This is a genomic window from Nocardiopsis sediminis (assembly GCF_042650565.1).
In the GTDB taxonomy this organism is placed as follows: domain Bacteria; phylum Actinomycetota; class Actinomycetes; order Streptosporangiales; family Streptosporangiaceae; genus Nocardiopsis_B; species Nocardiopsis_B sediminis.
The window spans coordinates 98,645-119,282 of the sequence record NZ_JBHSBH010000008.1; the positions used below are offsets into that span (position 1 = coordinate 98,645).

A 20,638-nucleotide genomic window follows, 5' to 3' on the forward strand; every position below is an offset into this window, starting at 1 on the left:
ACCGCCGGAGGCCCCGCGCCAAGGCGAGGCCTCCGGAAACGACGGCGAGGGCGGGGCTACTTCGGCCAGTAGAAGACGTCGGCGGTGGCCGAGGAGATGGTCGCGGGGGCGCCGCCGAACTGGGCGATGCGCACCCGCACCCGGCGGCCCTCGGCGAGGTTGCCCTTCCAGGAGTAGGTGAAGTGGCCGTTGCCGCCCACCTGGACGGGGGAGTCGATCGGGCGGTTGCGGGCGATCTCCCAGCCCCCGCCGCCCTCCTCGTACTCCGTCGCGCGGATCTGCACCTCGGCGCCCGCGGCCAGGCCCTCGATCGTGACGCCCACCGACAGGTCGTACAGCGCGCCATCGGGTTCGTCGACGCCCACCAGCGAGTACAGCTCGCCGGTGGCGCCGTCGTGGCGCCGGTCGAACACCAGCGACGCCCACTGGCCCGAGGCCAGCTCCTGGGCGTCGTCCTTCTCGAAGCGGCGGTGCTTGGGCATGTCATCCTCTCCATCGGGCGGGAAGCTCCCGCTGGGGGCCTTGCGGAACGTGCCGTCGCGCACCATGGCGTAGGCCTTGTCGCCGGGGCACGAGGTGGAGATGAAGTCCCGGTGCCCCTTCACGGTGCGGGAGATGGAGGACTCCGGCTCCACCAGCCACTGGAGGAGCTGGCGCACCGCCTCGATCTGGGCATCGGTGATCGGGTCGGAGGGGCCGGTGGCCAGGGTGACCGAGTAGTAGGTGGAGTTGCCGCCGGGCTGGGCGGCCTGCTGCTTGAACAGCCCCCGCCCCTCGATCACATAGCCGTGCGGGCAGGCCATGAAGGAGTTGCCGGTGAAGTACACCGTGCCCGCGCGCCGCGCCAGCCAGGTGCGGTCGGGGGTCGAGGGGCACCAGATCCGGCCGGTGTAGGTCTCGGTGGTGACGGAGAAGCCGGCGCCGCGGTCGGCGGCCAGCGGCGCGAGGTGGGAGTCGCTGCGCAGGTCCACCCGCCACCCGGCCCGGCCCGAGGGCGACGCCGGCGGCGTGCGGCGCAGCGCGGTGGCGTGCCCGGCGAGGGTCGCGGCGAACTGGAACGCCTCGGCGAGCCGCCGGCCGACCGGCCCGAACGACGACACCGCCCCCGCCGCGCGGCCGCCGCCGGCGGCCTCGACGAACAGCGCCAGCTGCGCCCGGGTGAGGGTGCGCAGGAAGGAATGGCGCGGGACCCCGCCGGGCGCGTGGTCCAGGGTGACCCGGGCCGCCTCGGGCCCCAGCCGGAACCGGGTGAGGACGCCGTCGGCCGATTCCCACCAGCGGGGCATCCCCCGCGACCGCGCCCCGGCTTCGGGATCGTCGGGCGAGGGCGGACCGCACGTGGCGCGCAGCGCCGCCCGGACCCGGGAGGCCAGGCCGGGGTCGGCGACCTCGATGAGGTGGCCGCCCGTCTCGTCGTCGGCGCGGCCCAGCGTGCAGCACCACGCGACCGACTCGACCAGCGGATCGGACCACTTGGCCTCGGCCGGGAGGTCGCCGCACGGGGCGCTCAGCGGGATCCGGTCGCCGGGCCCGAGGTGGGCGGTGGTGGTCCAGCCGCGCCGCGTGGCCGCCGAGGGGCCGTCGGCGGCGGCCCGCCCGTGGGGGCGCACCACCGGCCACCGGTGGGCCGTGGTCGTCAGTGACGAGTGCCCCTCGCCCTCCATGCGGACGAGCTCCCTGCGCATCGCCGGGAACTCGTTCATCGCGCCCAGCGGCTGCCAGCGCGACAGCCCGGTGGTGTGGTCGAGGGTGAGGACGACGTCGCCCGGGGCGATCTGGAGGAAGCTCCGCCAGCCGTCCTCGGTCAGGATCTCGGTCTGCTCGTCGACGCAGTAGCCGATGTCGACCCAGCCGCGGGACGGCCCGGTGTGGAAATTGCGCGTATTGCGCCAGTAGGAGATGCAGGACGAGTGGGCTTTCCCGGCGAGCCCCTGGTCCGAGCTGTCGTAGTGGATGACCAGGCCCGACTTCGGGTCGGCCGAGGAGGCCGGGGAGGCCCCCCAGCCGAGGTCGTTGCGGGAGACATATCGCTGTGGCTTTGGCACGGTCCCTCCTCTGGAGGGAAGATAGCTCACTTCCGGTGCGCTGACGATCTCTGTGGGTGAGAACGGGACGCTCCGCCCCTCTGAGCTGGAGCGGGAGCGAAAAGGAAGATTCGCCCGGGCTCCGCGGCCGCCCGCCCGGCCGGGAATGCCCGCCCGCCGCACCCTCGGGGGGCCGCCGGCGCCGGGCGCCCGCACCGCCGAAAGCGCCGCGCGGGCCCGGCATCTTGCTAACGTTCCGAGTGTCGTCCACGCCGGATCCGGCCGCCTCCGCCGGACCGGCCCGCACCGAGTCGAAAGCCCCCCACCATGCGCCTCCTGCCGTCCCCCGCTCTCCGCCGCGCCCTGCTGGCCTCGGGTGCCGCCCTCGCGACCGGCGCCCTGCTGTCCGGATGCGACTCCGTCCCCTTCGACCTCGGCGACGACTTCAGCGACCTGGAGCTGCCCGACTTCGCCAGCCCTTCGCCCTCCCCGTCGGAGGGCGCCGGGGAAGAGGCGGCGGCGCCCTTCACGCTGCCCGCCTCCTGCGCCGAGGCCGGGGCGGCGGAGATCGTCGGCGGCCTGGCCCCCGCGGGCGCGCAGGTCGACGAGCAGGCCGGCCAGGTCGAGGACGCTGAGGACGCCGAGCAGGTGGCGTGCGTGTGGACCACGGGCGGCGCGGGCACCGGCACCGGAACGGGCGCGCCGGGCGAGGACGGGGCCGGTCAGGCCGCCGAGACCATCGCGCTCGTCTTCACCGTCAACACCGACCCCTCCGACAGCGCCCAGGTGGTGCAGGTGCAGGGGGCCGAGGCCGAGGCCAACTGGGAGGTGGACGTCGACGTGAACAGCGACACCTACCGCACCGCCGCGACCGACTCCCTGGAGGGCGAGTTCGAGTACCTCTCCACCGTCGAGGGCTCCACCCGCCACCTCTACCTCTCGCTGCCCGGCGAGTTCCACATCACCGCCTCCGCGGTGCACTCCGAGGTCACCCAGGAGCAGCTGGAGGAGATCGTGGTCCAGGCCGCCGAGCAGGCCCGGTCCTGACCCGCGCCGCGGCGCCCCGGGACCCTGGTCCCGGGGCGCCCGCGGATCACCCCTCGACCGGGATCTCCTCCAGCTCGCCGAACGGCCCGGCCCGCAGCGTCAGCTCCTCCACACCGGGGGCCGGGGCGGGGAACACCGCCACCACCTCATAGGGGGCGCCGGGCTGCAACTCGTGCACCTCCTCGGCGAACCCGCTGTAGCGGCCCTCACCGAAGTTCATCTGCGCGACGTAGCGCACCAGCCCCGATTCCGGCTCCAGCAGCTGGAACCCGCCCAGGGTCCCCTTGCTGAACTGCTCGGGTCCGCCCGCGGGCAGCGCGTCCAGCCCGCCCATGTCGGGGGTGAGCGGCTCGTCGGTGGTGTTGGTCAGCTCCACCGCGCCGATCACGTAGGCGCCGTCGCGGCGCAGCGGGTACACGTCCAGCCGCACGCCGTCGCGCTCGGCCGACGCCGCCACCGACCCATTGTCCTCGGCGAAGGGGGCCGGCCAGGTGACGCTGCGCTCGGCCACGCCCAGGCCGTCGTCGTTCACCTCCGACTCCTCAGGGTCGGCGGAGCGGTCCACCTGGTAGGAGAACTCCACCCGCCGGTTGCGGGCGCGCGCCTGCTCGTCGTCGGCGCCGCCCTCGCGCGCCACCGGCTCGGTGCTCCCGCGCCCCTCGACGACGTAGTCGTAGTCGTCGCCGATCTCCTCGCGCAGCAGCTCGCGGACGCTCTCGGCGCGCTGCTCCGACAGGGTCTGGTTGTAGTCGTCGGCGCCGATCCCGTCGGTGTGGCCGATGACGGTGATCTCGGGGGTCTCGGGGTCGACGTTGTCGGCCAGCGAGGCCGCGGCGCGCCGGACGACCTCGGCGGCCTCCGCGGTCAGGTCCGACTCGTCGAACTCGAACATCACGTCGGAGTGCAGCGCGATCGTCTCCACGTCGCCGTCGCGGGTGGTGGAGGCGATCTCGGAGTCGACGAAGCTCTCGACCTCGCCCTGGTCGGCGGTCGCGTCCTCGTCGGGCTCGCGGTTGTCGAAGGTCAGGTTCTCCCCGGCGGGCGGCGGGTTGTCCGTGGTCAGGTGGTCGGCGCCGTTGGGGTTCTCCGGGGGCGGCTGCTCCTCCTCCACGTCCTGGATCGGGATGCCCGTCATGGCGCCCAGCCCGCTGCCGATGAAGGTCACCTGCTGCACCTCGTCGGGGATGCGCGGGAAGTAGCGGCGGTACTCGTTGGTCGTGCCGTCGTGCACCGGGTAGAGGCCGTCGCCGTTGGGGCTCACCGAGCCGTACTTGAGGCCCTGCGGGTCGAAGTACTGGCGGTAGACCCGGCCGGTGATCGGGTCGACCAGGGTGTGGGCCATGCTCAGGTTGCGGTTGGCGCCGGTGAAGCCGTCGGGGTAGTCGATCTCGTAGTACATGACGGTGTGGTCCTCGGTGCGCTCCAGCCCGGTGATGGAGAACCGCATCGTCTCGTCCTCGCCGGTGTCCTGGAAGATGCGCCCCTCCTTGGTGTAGGGGAACTCCTCGCGCACCTCCGGCGGACCGCCGTCCCCGAACCAGTCCGACCAGGTGTCGGTGCTACAGCCGCTCGCGAGCAGGCCGAGCGATACCAGCACGGCCGCCGCGGGCAGGGGCGTCTTACCGGACATACGGGGGGTCTCCGATCCTGTGAAGGGTGTGCCGGGTTCATCTTCCGGCAGATCGGGGGGATTGGCGAAACGGCCGCAACCGGCGCGGATCCGGCCCTGCCGGACCGGCCGGGCGGATGGTCAGGAATGGAGAAGCCCCGGCCGAAAAGCCGCAGGTAGTGTGGCCGGGGACGATGAGACGGGAGGCCGGGGGGACGATGGACACGACCACGAGATCGGGCGCGCAGGCGGCTGCGGGGCACGTCGCCGACAGCCACGACGCGATCCGCGTGTACGGCGCGCGCGCGAACAACCTCGCCGACGTCGCCATCGAGATCCCCAAGCGCCGGCTGACGGTGTTCACCGGTGTCTCCGGCTCGGGCAAGACCTCGCTGGTGTTCGCCACGATCGCCGCGGAATCGCAGCGGCTGATCAACGAGACCTACAGCGCCTTCGCGCAGGGGTTCATGGCGACCCCTGCGCGGCCCGACGTCGACGTCCTCGACGGGCTGACGACCGTGATCACGGTCGACCAGGAGCGGATGGGCGCCGACGCCCGCTCCACGGTCGGCACCGCCACCGACGCCAACGCGATGCTGCGCATCCTCTTCAGCCGGCTCGGTGAGCCGCACATCGGACCGCCCGGTGCCTACGCGTTCAACGTCCCCTCGGTCCGGGCCAGCGGCGCGATCACCGTGGAGCGCGGCGGGAAGAAGGCGGTGAAGGCGACCTATTCGCGCACCGGCGGCATGTGCCCGCGCTGCGAGGGGCGGGGCGCGGTCTCCGACATCGACCTCACCCAGCTCTACGACGACTCCAAGTCGCTGGCCGAAGGCGCGTTCACCATCCCCGGCTGGAAGTCGGACAGCTTCTTCACCGTGCGGGTCTACGCCGAGTCGGGCCTGCTCGACCCGCACAAGCCGATCCGCGACTTCACCGAGAAGGAGATGCGGGACTTCCTCTACCACGACCCGGTCAAGGTCAAGGTCGAGGGCGTGAACCTCACCTACGAGGGGCTGATCCCCAAGGTCCGCAAGTCGTTCCTGGCCAAGGACCGGGACGCGCTCCAGCCGCACATCCGGGCGTTCGTGGACCGGGCGGTGACCTTCACGACCTGCCCCGCGTGCGACGGCACCCGGCTCAGCGACGAGGCCCGGTCGTCGAAGATCGGGCAGGTGAGCATCGCCGACGCGTGCGCGATGCAGATCAGCGACCTGGCCGGGTGGATCCGCGGGCTGGACGAGCCGTCGGTGGCGCCGCTGCTCGCGAAGCTGGGGCACACCCTCGACTCGTTCACGGAGATCGGGCTGGGCTACCTCTCGCTCGACCGGCCCTCGGGCACGCTGTCGGGCGGCGAGGCGCAGCGCGTCAAGATGGTCCGCCACCTCGGCTCCCCGCTCACCGACGTCACCTACGTCTTCGACGAGCCCACCACCGGCCTGCACCCCCACGACATCCAGCGGATGAACGACCTGCTGCTGCGGCTGCGGGACAAGGGCAACACGGTGCTGGTCGTGGAGCACAAGCCCGAGGTGATCGCGATCGCCGACCACGTCGTCGACCTCGGGCCCGGCGCCGGCACGGAGGGCGGGCGCGTCTGTTTCGAGGGCACCGCCGAGGGGCTGCGGGCCAGCGGCACCGTCACCGGCCGCCACTTCGACGACCGGGCCGCCCTCAAGGAGAAGGTGCGCACGCCCACCGGGGTGCTGGAGGTCCGCGGCGCGGCGGTGCACAACCTGCGTGACGTCGACGTCGACATCCCGCTGGGGGTGCTGTGCGCGGTCACCGGGGTGGCGGGCTCGGGCAAGAGCTCGCTCGTGCACGGGTCGCTGCCCGCCGGCGAGGGCGTGGTGTCGGTCGACCAGAGCCCGATCCGCGGCTCGCGGCGCAGCAACCCGGCGACCTACACCGGGCTGCTCGACCCGATCCGCAAGGCGTTCGCGAAGGCCAACGGGGTCAAGCCGGCGCTGTTCAGCGCCAACTCCGAGGGCGCCTGCCCCGCCTGCAACGGCGCCGGGGTCGTCTACACCGACCTGGCGATGATGGCCGGTGTCGCCACCACCTGCGAGGAGTGCGAGGGCAGGCGGTTCCAGGCGTCGGTGCTGGAGTACCGCCTCGGCGGCCGCGATATCAGCGAGGTGCTCGCGATGTCGGTGGCCGAGGCCGAGGCGTTCTTCGGCGCCGGCGAGGCGCGCACGCCGGCCGCGCACGCGGTCCTGGGCCGGCTCGCCGATGTGGGGCTGGGCTACCTCCGGCTGGGCCAGCCGCTGACCACCCTGTCGGGCGGCGAGCGCCAGCGGCTCAAGCTGGCCACGCACATGGCGGCGAAGGGCGGGATCTACGTCCTCGACGAGCCGACCGCCGGCCTCCACCTCGCCGATGTCGAGCAGCTGCTCGCCCTGCTGGACCGGCTTGTGGACTCCGGCACGTCGGTCATCGTCGTCGAGCACCACCAGGCGGTCATGGCCCACGCCGATTGGATCATCGACCTCGGCCCCGGCGCCGGCCACGACGGCGGCCGCATCGTCTTCGAGGGCACCCCCGCCGACCTCACCGCGGCCCGCTCCACCCTCACGGGCGAGCACCTGGCGTCCTACATCGGCGCCTGACCGGGGACCGGCCGCGCTCAGGCGCGTGGCCTGCGTGCCCGGGCCCGCGGCCGCTACCTGCGGGGAGCCGTTGGGTCCGGGCTCTCGCCTTGGCCGGTCGCGGCGATGAGGGCGAGCAGGCCGGGGAAGCGCTGTTCCAGGTCGTCGGTGCGCAGGCGGCTGCGGCGTTCCAGGCCGTACTGCCGCTGGTGGATGACGCCGGCCGCGCGCAGGACCTTGAAGTGGTGGGTGAGGCTGGACTTGGGCCGGTCGAAGCCGAACCAGCCGCACGGGTGGTCGAACTCCTCGGAGTCCAGCAGGAGCTTGCGCGCCACGGTCATGCGCAGGGGGTCGGCGAGCGCGCCCATCACGGTCTCCAGGCGCAGGTCCTCGGCCGGCGGTTCCGGCAGGAGCGGCGGCCTCTGGGTCTGGGGCGGGGGTGCTGGCATGGGACCATCCTCGGCTCGGTTGTACGAATAATATCGTACTGCTAACTTCGTTGTACGTATTTTTTCGTACAAGGGGGTCGTTCGATGGTCGGCGGGGGTGCGGCCCCGGCGGGGGCCGGGGCGGGGTGGCGGCTGGTCAGAGCGGCGTGGGCGGTCACCGCCGTGTTCGCCCTGTCCAACTCGCCGACCCCGCTGTACGTGTACTGGCAGCGCGAGATGGGGTTCTCGCCCGGGAGCCTGACGGTCGTCTTCGCGGCCTACATCGCCGCGATGGCGGTGACGCTGCTGATCGCAGGGCGTGCGGCCGACCGGTACGGCCGCAAGCGGGTGGTCGTCCCGGGGATCGTGATCGCGCTGGCGGCCGCGGTGCTGTTCATGACCGCGCAGGGCCTGGCGGCGCTGATCGCGGCGCGGCTGCTCGTGGGGGTCGCGGTGGGGATCGTGGTCTCCGCCGGCATGGCAGCGGTCGTCGACCTCGGCGGGGAGGGCCGCCGGCACACGACGTCGATGCTGGCCTCGATCGCCATGGTCTTCGGCGCCGGCCTCGGGCCACTCGTCGGCGGGATCGTCTACCAGGCCACCGACCGGCCGGTCGTGTGGGTCTTCGCGGTCAACATCGCGCTGCTGGTCATCGCGCTGATCGGCTACGCCGGGCTGCCGCTGGGACGCCCGCCGGCCGCGGCACCGGGCTTCCCGTGGCCGCGCCTTCCACGCGTGCCCGCGCGCAACCGCGGGCACATCGCCAGCGGCGCCGCGGTCTTCGCGCCGGGCCTGACCGCGACCTCCTTCGTGCTGTCCCTCGGCCCCTCACTGCTCGTGCTCGCCGCCGGGAACGCCTCGCCGCTGCTGGCCGGCGGTGCGGCGTGCGTGATGTTCCTGGCCGCGACCGGCTCGCAGCTCGCCCTGGCGCGGCTGACCGTGGCCCGTCTGTTCGCGCTGGGGACCGCGAGCACCGTGCTGTCGATGATCGCCGTGGTGCTCACCATCGTCACCGAGAACCCGGCCCTCTTCGTGGCATCGGCCGTGTTCGCGGGCGGCGCGCAAGGGCTCGGCCAACTGGGCGGCCTGCGGCTCATCGCCCACCATGTCGCGAACGATCGCCGGGCCGAGGCCAACGCCGCACTCAACATCAGCGGCTACCTCCCCGCCGCCGTCCTCACCGTCGCCACCGGATACGCCGTCAGCGCCTGGGGCATGTTCCCGGCGGTCACGGCGCTCGCGGCGACCCTGGCGGTCCTCGGAGGGCTCCTGGGGGCGGCCGCCTACCTGGCCCAAGGCGAGCACCGGACCCGCCCGCCCCGCAACCGGCGCCTCCCGCGGCCGCCGGCCGGCGAGCCCCCGGCTCCCCTTCCGCGCTGATCCCGGGTCAGCGGCCGGCGGCGCCGATGGCCTCGTTCAGCCTCTGGAGGGCGTCGGGGTCGGACAGGGCCGATCCGACGGCGACACCGCGGCAGCCCGCGGCGAGGAAGGCGGCGGCGTTGGTGGCGTCGATGCCGCCGGTCGCGACGAAGCGTGCAGTGGGGAACGGGGCCAGGTGGGCGGTGATCCAGCCGGGTCCCAGCTGGCGTGCGGGGAAGGCCTTCAGCCAGGTCAGGCCGTAGCCGAGGGCCGTGCCGACCTCGGTGGCGGTGGCCACCCCGGGCAGGTGCGGGATCCCGCGGCGCAGCGATTCGGCGACGACGTCGCCGTTGAGGCCGGGCGCGACGGTGAAGGCGGCGCCCAGCTCGCTCACCGCCGCGAGCTGGTCGACCGTGGTCACGGTGCCCGCGCCGACCTTGCGGCCGCGGCGCTCGGCCGCGGCCAGCGCCGCCCGCAGAGCGGGCAGCGCCTCGGGCGACTGGACCGGCACCTCGACGAGTTCGGCCCCGAATTCCCAGGCCTTCTCACACATCTCGACCGTTTCCTCGGGTCCGAGATTGCGGAAGATCCCCAGAACCGGGTTGCGTGCCAAATGGTGATCGAAGAATTCAGCGCTGTCCACTCGGATCCCCTCTCCAGCCCAGTTTCCTGGACACCTGAATGGTCGCCTGCCGGAAGTCGTCGATGTGCGCGCGGAGCTCCGGCAGCGGTGCGACGGCGCTCAGTGCGGTGACCGAGATTGCGTGCGCGACCCTCCCGCGTGCGTCGAAGACCGGCAGGGCGAGGCAGTTGATGTAGTCCTCGTGCTCCCCGCGGTCCTCCGCCCAGCCGCGTTCGCGGGTGAGGTCCAGTTCACGCTCCAGCTCGGAGCGGTCGACGACGGTCGTGGGGGTGTAGCGGTGGAAGGTCGCGCCGTCGAGGATGCGTGCGCGGGTGGCGGCGTCCTGGTGGGCGGTGATGACCTTGGCGACCGCGGCGGTGTGCGTCTTGGCGGGCAGGCCGATGCGCGACCCCATGGCGACGCTGCCGCGCCCCTCGATCTTGTCGACGTAGACGACCTGGTCGCCGACGAGCTCCCCGAGGTGCACGGTGTGCCCGGACCGCTCGCTGAGCCCCTGGAGGACGGGGTGGGCCAGCGACCGCGCCTCGACCTGGTCGAGCGCCATCTGCCCGAGGGCGATGAGCCGGAACCCCATCCCGTAGCCGCCCTCCGGCAGCCGCCGGACGAACCCGCTCTCCTCCAGGGTCTGCAACAGCCGCAGCGCGGTCGATTTGTGCACACCGAGGTGCTCGGCGACGTCGCCCAGGGACCGGCCCTGGCGGGAGACGAAGCCGATGATGTCGATGGCGCGCGCTACGGTCTGTGACACGGGAGATCGCTCCTAGGGTCACGGGCGCGGTCGTCGTCCGCGCCCGGCTGCGGCCCGGTCTCCACGATCTCGGCCACACGGCCGGCCGGCGGCAGTTCGGCGAAATCGGACGGGGACATCAGGACCCGGGAGGCCACATAATGGCCCATCCGCAGGCGCATGCTCTCGGGACGGTCGTCCACCAGGCCGCTCAGCCAGCCCGCGGCGAACGCGTCGCCGGCGCCGACCGGGTCGACGACATCGACCCGGCGCGAGGCGGCCCGGACGGTCCCTTCCGGGGTGAAGGCGACGGCCTCGATGTCGGCGTCCTTGACGACCAGGTAGCGGGGCGCGTCGATGAGGTCGCGCACGCTTTCGGCGTCGGAGGTGCCCCACAGCGCCTCGGCCTCGTCGCGGCCGACGAACACGATGTCGCTGCGCCGGGCGAGCGCCAGCAGCTCGTCGGCGCCGCCGTCGGGGCCCCACAGTGCGGGGCGGCGGTTGACGTCGAAGCTGACGAGCCCGCCCAGCGGCCGGTCGAACACGATGTGGCGGAGCAGGTCGCGGCACTGCTCCGAGAGCGCGGCCGTGATCCCCGAGACGTGCACCACCGCGGCGGGGCGCGAGCGCCATTCGGCGAGGTCGTCGCGGCCGAGCGCGGAGGCGGCCGACCCGGACCGGTAGTAGTGGACGCTGGTCCCCGAGGGGGCCGGGTCCTTGAAGTAGACGGCGGTGGGCCGGTGCGGGTCGCGGCGGACGAGGCCGACGTCCACCCCGTGGCCGCGCAGGGAGCCGACGACGATGTCGCCGAGCGGGTCGTCGCCCACCGCGCTGGCCCACGCGGTGGAGTGGCCGAGCTGGGCCATGAGCGCCGCAACGTTCGATTCCGCGCCCCCCGGGCTCAGGGCGTAGTCGGCGCCGGCGGTCAGCCGGCCGCCGTCGCGGGGGGTGACCATGACCATCGTCTCGCCGATGGCGAGAAGGTCGACGTCGTGCATCGTGCGGTTCCACTCCTGGTCGATGTGGGGGCGGGGGCGCCTGCCGCCGGTGATTGCATATGCTGCAACGGTTTGTCAGTATATGCAAAAGCCAGGTTGCCCGCATCGCCGACGGCCTGTCAACGGCCCAAGCGCGGCCACTCGCGGAAACCAGGAGAGGCGGCACCGCCCGTCCGCCGTGGGCGCGCACCCCGGGCCGCGGGCGCCCGCGGCCTACGATGGTCACCTACGACGGGAGCGGATGAGGCATGGGCAGCTACACGGCACGACGCGGCGCCCGGACCGGCGCCGCGCTGTGGCGGGTGCGCTCCGACGGCCCCGAGCAGCCGGTCGCCCCCGACGGCGCGATGGACCTGATGTGGTTCCAGGGGCGCCTCGTCGTGGCGGGCCCTGATACCCGGGCGATGGTCGCCCAGACCCGGCCCGGGGCGGTGACGTGGGGCCTGCGGCTCGCCCCCGGCGTGGCCCCGGCGCTCCTCGGTGTGCCCGCACACGAGCTGACCGATCGGCGCGTCGACCTGTCGGACCTCGTCGCGCCGCCCGGGCACGACGCGCGGTGGTTCGAGGACGACGCGGCCGACGCGCTCGAACGGGTCTTCATCGCCCTATGGGCGCGGGCCGACCCCGAGCGCTCCGCTCTCCGGACGGCCGCCTCCCTCGACCGCGCCGCGCGCGAGGGCCTGAGCGTCCGCGAGGCGGCGGAGCGCCACGGCCTGCCGGAGCGGTCGCTGCACCGGCTCAGCGACCGGCTCTTCGGCTACGGCCTCAAGACGCTCACGCGCATCCACCGCTTCCAGCACGCCGCCCACATGGCCCGAGCGGGCCTGCCACTGAGCGAGGCGGCGGCACGCGCGGGCTACGCCGACCAGGCCCACTTCAACCGCGAAAGCAAACGGCTCACCGGCCGGACGCCCGCCGCACTGGCACGCGCCGCCTAGCCCGCGCCGCCGGGAGGGCGGCCTCCGGGCCTTCACCGCCCATCCGCCGCGCCTGCTGGCCGTTTCGTCCAAGACCCGCGCAGCCGCAGGTGACAGGGTTGCCCCATGAGTATCGACCTGGGCCGCGCGGAATCGTTCATGGCCGCGCACGCGCGAATCCTCGACCGGCGGCGCTTCGAGGCCGCCATCACCGGTGGCGACGCCGCCCGCCAGGCCATCATCGACGGACTCGACGCCTACCGGAACCCCGACGGCGGCTACGGATGGGGGCTCGAACCCGATCTGCGCGCCCCCGAGAGCCAGCCGGGCGGCGCCCAGCACGCGTTCGAAGCGCTCGCCGACGCCGGACCGGCGGCCTCGCCGCACACGGCCGCCCTGCTCGACTGGCTGGACGCGGTGACGCTGGAGGACGGCGGGCTGCCGTTCGCGCTGCCGATCGCCGACCCCGCGGCGTGCGCCCCGTTCTGGGTCCACGCCGACCCCGCGGAGTCTTCGTTGCAGATCACGGCGGCGGTGGCCACGCAGGCCCATCGCGTCGCGCGCTGGGACGCCACCGTGGGCGGCCATCCGTGGCTGGCAAGGGCGACGCGGTACTGCTTCGACGCGATCGGCCGCCTCGACGAAGCGCCGTTCGCCTACGTGCTCGCCTTCGCGCTCCAGCTCGTCGACATCGCCTCCGACACCCACCCTGAGGCGCTCGACCTCCTCGACCACCTCGGGAAGTTCGTCCCGGACGATGGGGCGCTGCCCGTCGCCGGCGGGGCCGAGGGCGAGACGATCGGCCCGCTCACCTACGCGCCCGAGCCCGGACGTCCGGTCCGCGGCCTGCTCGACCCGGGCGCCGTATCGGACGACCTCGACCGCCTGGAGCGCGGGCAGCGGCCCGACGGGGGATGGGAGGTCGACTTCACCTCCTACTCGCCCGCCGCGTCGCTGGAATGGCGCGGCTACGCCACGGCCGGAGCGGTCGCGGTGCTGCGCCTGAACGGGCGCTGAGGCGCGGACCGCTCCGGGGGCGGGCAGGCGCGCACCGCCCTCCCGGCGGCCCCCGTTGCTACGCGCCGTGGGGGAGCCGGTAGACGGAGACGTGGGAGCGCGACTCGGCGGTGAACTCCGCGCCCCGCCAGTCGGCGTGCCGGGACTCCAGCTCGAACCCGGCCAGCCGGCCCATGAGGTCGAGCTCGGCCGGCCAGATGTAGCGGTGCGGGCTGCGGAATACCCGCGCCTGCCTGCCCTCGCCGAACCGGAAGTGGTGGGAGACGAGGTGCTGGCGCACGACGTCGTAGGTGTCCAGGCCGACGTAGCCGGCGTCGGACGCGAAGAGCGCGCCGTCCTGGCCGGGGGGAAGCTTCCGCAGCTCGGGGACCCCGAGCTCGATGACGAACCGTCCGCCCGGGACGAGGTGGCGCGCGGCGTTGCGGAAGCACGCGACCTGCCCGTCCTGGGTGAGCAGGTTGGAGATCGTGTTGAAGACGAGGTAGACGAGCTGGAACTCGCCCGGGGCGCGGGCGCTCGCCATGTCGCCGGTGACGACCGGGATCGCATCCTCGTCGGCCTTGGTGCGCAGCCGCTCGATCATCGGCCGCGACAGCTCGATGCCGGTGACCGGCACCCCCCGCTGTGCGAGCGGAACCGCCACCCGGCCGGTGCCGATGGCGAACTCCAGTGCCCGCCCGCCGCCGGCGAGTTCGGCCAGGCGGTCCACGGCGGGTTCCAGCACCTCGGGCGCGAACATGCCCACGCCCGGGGTGTCATAGCTCCGGGCGGCTTCGTCGTCCCAGATCTCGTCCTGTCGCATGCCGGTCAACGATCCCCGAAACGCGCGGCGGTGTCGACGGGTTTTCCCGAATCGTGCCCGGGGGCGGCGGGGGAGGGGCCGGATACGTCGACGCCGCCGCCGACCGGCTCGCCGGCTTCTACTCGAACCACCTGTAAATCGACCGATCCGGTGAACCTATGCGGCCGCGGCAATCGCCGCGGCCGGTTCTCGATCGTCTCAGCGCTGGTCAGCTCTAGGTGCGCCGCCGGTTGCCAGGCGCATCAGATCGGTGTCGAAGTCGACGTCGTCGACCGACCGCTGCGAGCGGGTGGCGTTGCCGGCGAAGCGGTGCTGGTAGCCGTCCCATTCCGAGTCGGCGATGGTCGTCCGGATCCCGGCGTCGACCAGGTGGGCCAGTTCCCCCGCGGCGCGTTCGATGCGGCGGGTGAACGCCGGTGAGGCCCAGTCGTCGGGCGTCGCGAACAGCGACGTCGGGACCGGAAGCGCCCGCAGGAAGGCGAACAGCGGGCGCATCTGGTCGTCCACCACCATGGCGTGGCGTTCGCTGCCGGCGGTGGCGGCGAGGACGACCGGGGTCGCGATGACCAGGTCGTCGTCGAGGACGTCGACGAAGGACTTGAACAGGCCGCTGACGCCGGCCTTGTAGACCGGCGTGCTCATGACGAGCACGTCGGCGGCGGCGATCCGGTCGACGGCCTCCTGCACCGGGCCGTCGAGGTGGCCTGCGACGACCGCACGCGCGATGTCGCCGGCGATCGGAGCCAGCTCGATCACGCTCGCCGTCGCGTCGCGGCCGCCGCGGCGCAGGGCCTCGAGGGCCTTGCCCGCGACGCGGTCGGCGAGCATCCTCGTGCTCGAGGGATCGCTCACCCCCGCGCTGACGACGACCAGCCGGACCGGCTCGGGCCCGCCCGCGCGGGGCTGCGTCAGGTGATCGTTCATGACTGTCCTGCCTTCTTCCTACCGGGTCCGGGAGCGTCTGCGGCCGGGTGGGCGGTGGTCATACGGCCGGGTAGCGGGCCGGCGCCTTGGGGTCGCTGTCCTGGTAGGGGGAGTCCCCGGACAGGTTGTCGCCCCGGTTCGGATTGGGCCGCGGCTGACGCGGCTCGGCGTCGCCGTACTTCGCCCGCACGAGCGTGGCGTGCGTGGGCGCGTCGGGGACACCGGGTGCACGGCGGGACTCCAGCTCGCGGCGCAGCACCGGGACGACCTCGGTGGCAAGTAGCTCGACCTGCTCGAGCGCCGTCTCGACCGGAAGGGCCAGACCGTCGAGGTTCCACAGCTGGCGCTGGTAGTCGCCGAACCCCTCCTGGAAGGTCAGGGTCTTGTCGATGACCTCCTGGGGGCTGCCGACGCTGAGCGGCGTCTGGCTCGCGTAGTCGTCAAGGCGGCTCCCGCGGAAGAGACCGTAGTTCTCGAAGTAGGGACGGAACGCGGCGTAGGCGTCCTGGGAGCGGCGGGCGATGAACACCTGCCCTCCGAGCCCCACGATCGCCTGGTCGGCGGTCCCGTGCCCGTAGTGCTCGAAGCGCTTGCGGTAGAGGTCCACCAGGGGCTTGAAGTGGAAGTTGGGCGCCAGGATGTGGTTGGCGAAATAGCCGTTGCCGTAGAAGGCGGCCTGCTCGGCGATCTCCGGGCTCCGGATCGCGCCGTGCCAGACGAACGGCGGCACGTCGTCCAGCGGCCGCGGGGTCGATGTGAACCCCTGGAGCGCCGTGCGGAACCCGCCCTCCCAGTCCACGACGTCCTCGCGCCACAGCCGGTGCAGCAGGTTGTAGTTCTCCAGCGCGAGCGCGACGCCGTCGCGGATGTCCTTGCCGAACCACGGGTAGACCGGCCCGGTGTTGCCCCGCCCGAGCATGAGGTCCAGGCGGCCCTCGGCGAGGTGCTGGACCGTCGCGTAGTCCTCGGCGATCTTGACCGGGTCGTTGGTCGTGATCAGCGTGACCGACGTGCTCAGGACGATGGTGCGGGTGACCGCCGCGACGTGGCCCAGGATCGCCGGTGGCGAGGACGGGATGAAGGGCGGGTTGTGGTGCTCGCCGAGCGCGAAGACGTCGAGGCCGAGCTCGTCGGCGTGCCGGGCGATACGGACGATGTTGCGGATGCGTTCGGCCTCGCTCTGCGTCCGCCCGGTGACCGGGTCGGGGGCGATGTCGCCGATGGTGAAGATGCCGAACTGCACGGTGGGGGTCCTCTCGGTTTAGTTGACCTGTCCACTTCTATCACTGTATAACAGCCACCGGAGCCGGCGGGCGTGCCGGCGGGCGTCTCCGACGTCGCCACCACCACCGCCTCCTCCGTCGGCTTCGGCCTGGAACCCCAGGACGACGGACGGTCGTCCACCCATGACGGAGGCGGGCGACCACGGCGGTTTCCGGTCCGCGGCGTCGGCTCGCCGGACTCGTGGTCCGAGCCGGCGACGGCGACGACCTGGCCGAGCCCATGACCGGCGGCCACTCGGGTAGCTGAACCGCGTTGGCCGGCCGCGTCGCCGGGCGGCCCGGGAGGTCCACTCCTGCGGGCCGTCCACCGGCCTGCCCGCCGACCGCCCACATCCACTACGTCGCAACCGCCCCGGAGGGACACCCATGACCGCATCCGTGACCGACAAGCCCGACTTCACCGGGCTGCGCGCGATGTACATCAACTGCACCCTCAAACGCTCCCCCGAGCGCAGCCACACCCAGGGCGTGGTCGACCGCAGCGTGGCGATCATGGAGGCGAACGGGGTCGGCGTGGATCAGATCCGCGCCGTCGACCACGACATCGCCACCGGAGTCCGCCCCGACATGACCGAGCACGGGTGGGACACCGACGAATGGCCCGCGCTTCTGGACCGGGTCCTTGCCTCCGACATCCTGGTCATCGCCGGACCGATCTGGCTCGGCGACAACAGCTCGGTGACCCGCCGGGTGATCGAGCGGCTCTACGGCTACTCCGGCGTGCTCAACGAGCACGGCCAGTACGCCTACTACGGACGCGTCGGCGGCGCCCTGATCACCGGCAACGAGGACGGCCTCAAGCACTGCGCGATGAGCATCCTCTACAGCCTGCAACACATCGGGTTCACGGTCCCGCCCCAGGCCGACGCGGGCTGGCTCGGCGAGGTCGGCCCCGGCCCCTCCTACCTCGACGAGGGCTCCGGCGGCCCGGACAACGACTTCACCAACCGCAACGTCGCGTTCATGACCTACAACCTGCTCCACGTCGCGTCGATGATCCGGCGTTCCGGTGGGTTCCCGGCCTACGGAAACCAGCGCGCGGCCTGGGACGCCGGCTCCCGCCCCGGCAGCGCCAATCCCGAATACCGCTGAGCGCCGCGAAGGAAGTGCGAACCGATGTCCGTCCCGGCAACGATGAGCTGGCCGAGCCTGCGGGTTTCCGACTGGACCCCTACCCGCGACACCTTGCACATGTGGACGCAGATCGTGGGCAAGATCCGCATGGCCCACGCTCCGCTGATCAACCACTGGTGGCAAGTCACGTTCTACGTCAGCCCGCGCGGGCTGACGACGTCGACCATCCCCTACCGCAACGGGGCCTTCGAGATCGAGTTCGACTTCGTCGGCCACCGGCTCGAGGTCCGCAGCAGTGACGGCGGGGCGCGGAGCCTCCCGCTGCGTCCGATGCCGGTCGCCGAGTTCTACGCCCGGGTCATGGACATGCTCGGCCGGCTGGGGATCGAGGCGCCGATCCGGCCGCACCCCAACGAGGTCGAGCCGGCGATCCCCTTCGCCGAGGACCACGACCACGCCTCCTACGACGGCGAGGCGGTCACCCTGTTCTGGCGTCAGCTGCTCCAGGCGAACCGGGTGATCGGCGAGTTCCGGTCGCACTTCGTCGGCAAGGTCAGCCCGGTGCACTTCTTCTGGGGAGCGATGGATCTCGCCTGCACCCGCTTCTCCGGGCGGCCGGCTCCGCCGCACCCGGGCGGAGCGCCCAACTGCGGCGACTGGGTCATGGTCGAAGGCTACTCCCGGGAACTGTCCAGCTGCGGGTTCTGGCCCGGCGGTGGTGAGGAAGGCGCCTTCTACTCCTACGCCTACCCCGAACCCGACGGGTTCGCCGATCAGCCGGCCGGCCCCGAAGGCGCGTACTTCAGCAGCGAATTCCAGCAGTTCCTGCTGCCCTATGAGGTCGCCCGCGCCGCCCCCGACCCCGACCGCGCGGTCGCCGAATTCCTCCGCACCACCTACGAGGCGGCCGCGGACCGCGGGCACTGGGACCGCTCCGCGCTGGAGGACAATCCCTTCCGGTGGCAGGAGACCCCTGCGTCTTGAGGAAACGACACGGGCAGGCGATCAGTGAGGGCGCGGGTCCTGGTCGCGGGCCTCGGTGATGCAGGCGTGCAGCCGGGTGCGTGCTTGCCGTAGGTCCGTCATCTGCCGGTCGAGGCGGTCGCGCTCGGCCTCGAGCAGGTCCAGCAGTTGCGGTGGCGCTTCGCCGGAGTCGGCGAACGGCAGGACCTCGCGGATGGTTCTGCTGGGCAGGCCCTGGGGGTAGAGCCGTTGGATCAGCCTGACCCTTTCGACGGCACCGGCCGGATACTGACGCTGGCCACCCGGATTCCGGGTGGAGTGCAGCAAGTCCTGCTGTTCGTAGTAGCGCAGCGCCCGGACGCTGACGCCCGCCTTCGCGGCGACCTCTCCGATCCGCACCCGTCCTCCTGATTCGGTGGCACGTCCGACTTGCACCTGACGTTGGCGTCAGCTTTTAGCCTAGCGCCACTCACGTCTCCACCCCCAGGAAGGAACAGCAGTGCGCATCAGGAACACGGCCGTGATCGAGGAGGGCGCCGCGTGGTCGGCATGACCGAAACCAGCGGAACCGTCGTCGTCCTGGGCGCCACGGGACAGCAGGGAGGAGCGGTCGCCGCGGCGCTGCGGGCCGACGGGTGGGCGGTGCGCGCTCTCGTGCGCGATCCCTCCGGCCACCGGGCCCGCTCCCTCGCCGCCGCCGGCGTCGAGACCGTCCGCGGCGACCTCGGCGATCCGGAGTCGTTGCGCGCGGCGTTCTCCGGCGCCCATGGGGTCTTCAGCGTCCAGCCGAACTCCGGCCAGGCCGGCTCCGGCGTGACCGACGAAGACGAGGTCCGCTTCGGCACGACGGTCGCCGACACCGCCGAGCGCTGCGGCGTCGCCCACCTCGTCTACAGCTCGACGGTCGCTGTGGGGCCGACACCGACGGGCGTCGCTCACCTCGACGTCAAGGGCCGCATCGAAGCCCATGTCCGGGACCTGGGCATCGACACCACCATCATCCGGCCGGCCACGTTCATGGAGATCCTGGTGCAACCCGGGACGGGCCTGGACCGGGGACACCTGTCCTTCCTGATGCGGCCCGACCAGGCCATGCAGTTCATCGCGGTATGCGATATCGGCCAGGTCGTCGCCGCGGTCTTCGGCTCACCCGACCGGTACGCCGGCCGAACGACGGAGATCGCCGGTGACGCCCTCACCGGCAACGCCCTGGCCGGGCACCTGACCCGTGCCGCCGGCCGCCCGATCGGCTACAGCCGCCTGCCGGAGACCTTGCTGGCGCAGGATGAGGTCCTCGGCAAGGTGGCGGCGCTCGCCGACAACGGCAGGCTGGCGGGAAACGCCGACCTCGACGCGCTGCGCGCGGAGTTCCCCTTCCTGCTGCGCTTCGAGGACTGGCTGACGGGCCCTGGCGCGCGCCTTCTCGAAGCGGCGCTCCGCTCCACGGACACGGGCTTCTCCCTGCGCTGAAGCAGGCCCTATGGGCGATCGGGCCTGCCCTCAGGGCGGGGCCTGAACTGCGTGGGCTTGGGTACGGCGGACGTTGGCTCGCTGATGGGCGCGTCGCCGTGACGTCGACTTGAATGGATGAGGCGTCAACCATGTCGTTACACTGCGATTATGAACGCGACGCCACGCTGGCTCGATCCGGATCAGAAGGCCGCCTGGGACAGCTTCATCCGCATGCAGGAGACGCTCATGGGGCGGCTGTCCCGGCTCGTCCAGTCGGACTCCGGGATGTCCGCCTCCGACTTCATCGTGCTGCACAATCTCACCGAAACGGGCGGCGGGCGGATGCGCGTTCTGGAGCTGGCCAAGCTCCTGGAGTGGGAGAAGAGCCGCATGTCCCACCAGACCACGCGGATGATGAAGCGCGGGCTCGTGGTCAGGGAGGAGTGCCCGGAGGACGCGCGCGGAGCGTTCATCGTCGTCACTCCGGACGGCTACAAGGCGATCGCAGAGGCCGCGCCCATACACGTCGAGCACGTCCGCCGTCTGTTCATCGACGCCCTGACCCCGAACCAACTCAGCACGTTCGGCCGGCTCTCCCAGCGCGTCTCGGACCACATGCTGAACCAGTTGGACTGAACGGGCGATACGGAGTTCTCGTCGAGGGGCCGTGCCGGCGCCGGCGGTTGCCACGACCGCCGACGCGCGGAACCGTGCCGTTCGCGCCTGCCTGGACGTGCATCGGTGAACTTCGGTTGACCTGTCATCGATCGTAGCGGCGTGAGG

19 protein-coding genes are annotated in these 20,638 nt (G+C 72.5%); 9 read left to right on the forward strand and 10 right to left on the reverse strand.

Translation table 11 applies throughout. The features are described 5' to 3' along the window. Nucleotides 1-56 precede the first annotated feature (56 nt). Nucleotides 57-2,045, reverse strand: coding sequence for an N-acetylmuramoyl-L-alanine amidase (locus ACFOVU_RS12290; RefSeq protein WP_378533001.1), 1,989 nt, complete (start codon nucleotides 2,043-2,045; stop codon nucleotides 57-59). Nucleotides 2,046-2,351: 306 nt separating this feature from the next. On the opposite strand from ACFOVU_RS12290, the gene ACFOVU_RS12295 reads away from it, so the two are divergent. Then, nucleotides 2,352-3,071, forward strand: a complete 720-nt coding sequence (locus ACFOVU_RS12295; RefSeq protein WP_378533003.1) for a hypothetical protein — start codon at nucleotides 2,352-2,354, stop codon at nucleotides 3,069-3,071. Between the two features lie 46 nt (nucleotides 3,072-3,117). Here the strand turns inward: ACFOVU_RS12295 and ACFOVU_RS12300 are convergent, their stop codons facing one another. Next, entirely contained in the window at nucleotides 3,118-4,701 is a 1,584-nt protein-coding gene (locus ACFOVU_RS12300; protein WP_378533005.1) for an OmpA family protein, read from the reverse strand. Between the two features lie 197 nt (nucleotides 4,702-4,898). Here ACFOVU_RS12300 and ACFOVU_RS12305 point away from each other — a divergent pair, with 197 nt between their 5' ends. Further along, entirely contained in the window at nucleotides 4,899-7,289 is a 2,391-nt protein-coding gene (locus tag ACFOVU_RS12305; RefSeq protein WP_378533007.1) for an ATP-binding cassette domain-containing protein, read from the forward strand. Between the two features lie 53 nt (nucleotides 7,290-7,342). Here the strand turns inward: ACFOVU_RS12305 and ACFOVU_RS12310 are convergent, their stop codons facing one another. Next, nucleotides 7,343-7,717, reverse strand: coding sequence for an ArsR/SmtB family transcription factor (locus tag ACFOVU_RS12310; RefSeq protein WP_378533008.1), 375 nt, complete (start codon nucleotides 7,715-7,717; stop codon nucleotides 7,343-7,345). Nucleotides 7,718-7,801: 84 nt separating this feature from the next. On the opposite strand from ACFOVU_RS12310, the gene ACFOVU_RS12315 reads away from it, so the two are divergent. Beyond that, nucleotides 7,802-9,076 carry an MFS transporter gene (locus ACFOVU_RS12315; RefSeq protein WP_378533010.1) on the forward strand — a complete coding sequence of 425 codons (1,275 nt, stop codon included), beginning with the start codon at nucleotides 7,802-7,804 and terminating at the stop codon, nucleotides 9,074-9,076. A 7-nt stretch (nucleotides 9,077-9,083) separates the two neighbouring features. Here the strand turns inward: ACFOVU_RS12315 and ACFOVU_RS12320 are convergent, their stop codons facing one another. From ACFOVU_RS12320 to ACFOVU_RS12330, 3 genes are read right to left on the reverse strand one after another with little or no spacing between them, the layout of a single operon-like run. Next, nucleotides 9,084-9,698 carry a bifunctional 4-hydroxy-2-oxoglutarate aldolase/2-dehydro-3-deoxy-phosphogluconate aldolase gene (locus tag ACFOVU_RS12320; protein ID WP_378533012.1) on the reverse strand — a complete coding sequence of 205 codons (615 nt, stop codon included), beginning with the start codon at nucleotides 9,696-9,698 and terminating at the stop codon, nucleotides 9,084-9,086. Next, nucleotides 9,685-10,446 (reverse strand): IclR family transcriptional regulator, encoded by a 762-nt coding sequence (locus ACFOVU_RS12325; protein WP_378533014.1) that lies wholly within the window; start codon nucleotides 10,444-10,446, stop codon nucleotides 9,685-9,687. Before ACFOVU_RS12325 ends, ACFOVU_RS12320 begins: the two co-directional genes overlap by 14 nt. Next, nucleotides 10,431-11,423 (reverse strand): sugar kinase, encoded by a 993-nt coding sequence (locus ACFOVU_RS12330; protein WP_378533016.1) that lies wholly within the window; start codon nucleotides 11,421-11,423, stop codon nucleotides 10,431-10,433. Before ACFOVU_RS12330 ends, ACFOVU_RS12325 begins: the two co-directional genes overlap by 16 nt. 248 nt (nucleotides 11,424-11,671) lie before the next feature. Between ACFOVU_RS12330 and ACFOVU_RS12335 the strand changes: the two genes are divergently transcribed. Both ACFOVU_RS12335 and ACFOVU_RS12340 read left to right on the forward strand, forming a co-directional pair. After that, nucleotides 11,672-12,361, forward strand: a complete 690-nt coding sequence (locus ACFOVU_RS12335; protein ID WP_378533018.1) for a helix-turn-helix domain-containing protein — start codon at nucleotides 11,672-11,674, stop codon at nucleotides 12,359-12,361. A gap of 105 nt (nucleotides 12,362-12,466) precedes the next feature. Beyond that, nucleotides 12,467-13,357, forward strand: coding sequence for a hypothetical protein (locus ACFOVU_RS12340; RefSeq protein ID WP_378533020.1), 891 nt, complete (start codon nucleotides 12,467-12,469; stop codon nucleotides 13,355-13,357). Nucleotides 13,358-13,415: 58 nt separating this feature from the next. Here ACFOVU_RS12340 and ACFOVU_RS12345 read toward each other — a convergent pair whose 3' ends face one another. The 3 genes from ACFOVU_RS12345 to ACFOVU_RS12355 form a co-directional block, all read right to left on the reverse strand. Beyond that, entirely contained in the window at nucleotides 13,416-14,159 is a 744-nt protein-coding gene (locus ACFOVU_RS12345) for a class I SAM-dependent DNA methyltransferase (RefSeq protein ID WP_378533022.1), read from the reverse strand. Nucleotides 14,160-14,357: 198 nt separating this feature from the next. Then, the gene (locus tag ACFOVU_RS12350; RefSeq protein ID WP_378533024.1) at nucleotides 14,358-15,083 is read right to left on the reverse strand and encodes a CE1759 family FMN reductase; all 726 of its coding nucleotides are present in this window, start codon (nucleotides 15,081-15,083) and stop codon (nucleotides 14,358-14,360) included. Between the two features lie 58 nt (nucleotides 15,084-15,141). Beyond that, nucleotides 15,142-16,326 carry a CE1758 family FMN-dependent luciferase-like monooxygenase gene (locus tag ACFOVU_RS12355; RefSeq protein ID WP_378533026.1) on the reverse strand — a complete coding sequence of 395 codons (1,185 nt, stop codon included), beginning with the start codon at nucleotides 16,324-16,326 and terminating at the stop codon, nucleotides 15,142-15,144. A gap of 406 nt (nucleotides 16,327-16,732) precedes the next feature. Between ACFOVU_RS12355 and ACFOVU_RS12360 the strand changes: the two genes are divergently transcribed. Both ACFOVU_RS12360 and ACFOVU_RS12365 read left to right on the forward strand, forming a co-directional pair. Continuing rightward, complete coding sequence (locus ACFOVU_RS12360) at nucleotides 16,733-17,458, forward strand: flavodoxin family protein (protein ID WP_378533028.1); 726 nt, start codon at nucleotides 16,733-16,735, stop codon at nucleotides 17,456-17,458. 24 nt (nucleotides 17,459-17,482) lie between these two features. Then, nucleotides 17,483-18,424 carry a DUF5996 family protein gene (locus tag ACFOVU_RS12365; protein ID WP_378533030.1) on the forward strand — a complete coding sequence of 314 codons (942 nt, stop codon included), beginning with the start codon at nucleotides 17,483-17,485 and terminating at the stop codon, nucleotides 18,422-18,424. A 21-nt stretch (nucleotides 18,425-18,445) separates the two neighbouring features. On the opposite strand, the gene ACFOVU_RS12370 is transcribed toward ACFOVU_RS12365, so the two are convergent. Then, entirely contained in the window at nucleotides 18,446-18,802 is a 357-nt protein-coding gene (locus tag ACFOVU_RS12370; RefSeq protein WP_378533032.1) for a MerR family transcriptional regulator, read from the reverse strand. Between the two features lie 150 nt (nucleotides 18,803-18,952). Between ACFOVU_RS12370 and ACFOVU_RS12375 the strand changes: the two genes are divergently transcribed. Both ACFOVU_RS12375 and ACFOVU_RS12380 read left to right on the forward strand, forming a co-directional pair. Continuing rightward, nucleotides 18,953-19,873 carry an NmrA/HSCARG family protein gene (locus tag ACFOVU_RS12375; RefSeq protein ID WP_378533034.1) on the forward strand — a complete coding sequence of 307 codons (921 nt, stop codon included), beginning with the start codon at nucleotides 18,953-18,955 and terminating at the stop codon, nucleotides 19,871-19,873. 150 nt (nucleotides 19,874-20,023) lie between these two features. Continuing rightward, nucleotides 20,024-20,491 carry a MarR family winged helix-turn-helix transcriptional regulator gene (locus tag ACFOVU_RS12380; RefSeq protein ID WP_378533036.1) on the forward strand — a complete coding sequence of 156 codons (468 nt, stop codon included), beginning with the start codon at nucleotides 20,024-20,026 and terminating at the stop codon, nucleotides 20,489-20,491. The last annotated feature ends 147 nt before the right edge of the window (nucleotides 20,492-20,638 follow it).

What these genes read in the sequence shown, in the direction of transcription:
- ACFOVU_RS12295 (WP_378533003.1), top strand. Translation starts at nt 2,352, where the DNA reads ATGCGCCTCCTGCCGTCCCCCGCTCTCCGCCGCGCCCTGCTGGCCTCG.
- ACFOVU_RS12300 (WP_378533005.1), bottom strand. Translation starts at nt 4,701, where the DNA reads ATGTCCGGTAAGACGCCCCTGCCCGCGGCGGCCGTGCTGGTATCGCTC.
- ACFOVU_RS12305 (WP_378533007.1), top strand. Translation starts at nt 4,899, where the DNA reads ATGGACACGACCACGAGATCGGGCGCGCAGGCGGCTGCGGGGCACGTC.
- ACFOVU_RS12310 (WP_378533008.1), bottom strand. Translation starts at nt 7,717, where the DNA reads ATGCCAGCACCCCCGCCCCAGACCCAGAGGCCGCCGCTCCTGCCGGAA.
- ACFOVU_RS12315 (WP_378533010.1), top strand. Translation starts at nt 7,802, where the DNA reads ATGGTCGGCGGGGGTGCGGCCCCGGCGGGGGCCGGGGCGGGGTGGCGG.
- ACFOVU_RS12330 (WP_378533016.1), bottom strand. Translation starts at nt 11,423, where the DNA reads ATGCACGACGTCGACCTTCTCGCCATCGGCGAGACGATGGTCATGGTC.
- ACFOVU_RS12335 (WP_378533018.1), top strand. Translation starts at nt 11,672, where the DNA reads ATGGGCAGCTACACGGCACGACGCGGCGCCCGGACCGGCGCCGCGCTG.
- ACFOVU_RS12340 (WP_378533020.1), top strand. Translation starts at nt 12,467, where the DNA reads ATGAGTATCGACCTGGGCCGCGCGGAATCGTTCATGGCCGCGCACGCG.
- ACFOVU_RS12345 (WP_378533022.1), bottom strand. Translation starts at nt 14,159, where the DNA reads ATGCGACAGGACGAGATCTGGGACGACGAAGCCGCCCGGAGCTATGAC.
- ACFOVU_RS12350 (WP_378533024.1), bottom strand. Translation starts at nt 15,083, where the DNA reads ATGAACGATCACCTGACGCAGCCCCGCGCGGGCGGGCCCGAGCCGGTC.
- ACFOVU_RS12360 (WP_378533028.1), top strand. Translation starts at nt 16,733, where the DNA reads ATGACCGCATCCGTGACCGACAAGCCCGACTTCACCGGGCTGCGCGCG.
- ACFOVU_RS12365 (WP_378533030.1), top strand. Translation starts at nt 17,483, where the DNA reads ATGTCCGTCCCGGCAACGATGAGCTGGCCGAGCCTGCGGGTTTCCGAC.
- ACFOVU_RS12375 (WP_378533034.1), top strand. Translation starts at nt 18,953, where the DNA reads ATGACCGAAACCAGCGGAACCGTCGTCGTCCTGGGCGCCACGGGACAG.
- ACFOVU_RS12380 (WP_378533036.1), top strand. Translation starts at nt 20,024, where the DNA reads ATGAACGCGACGCCACGCTGGCTCGATCCGGATCAGAAGGCCGCCTGG.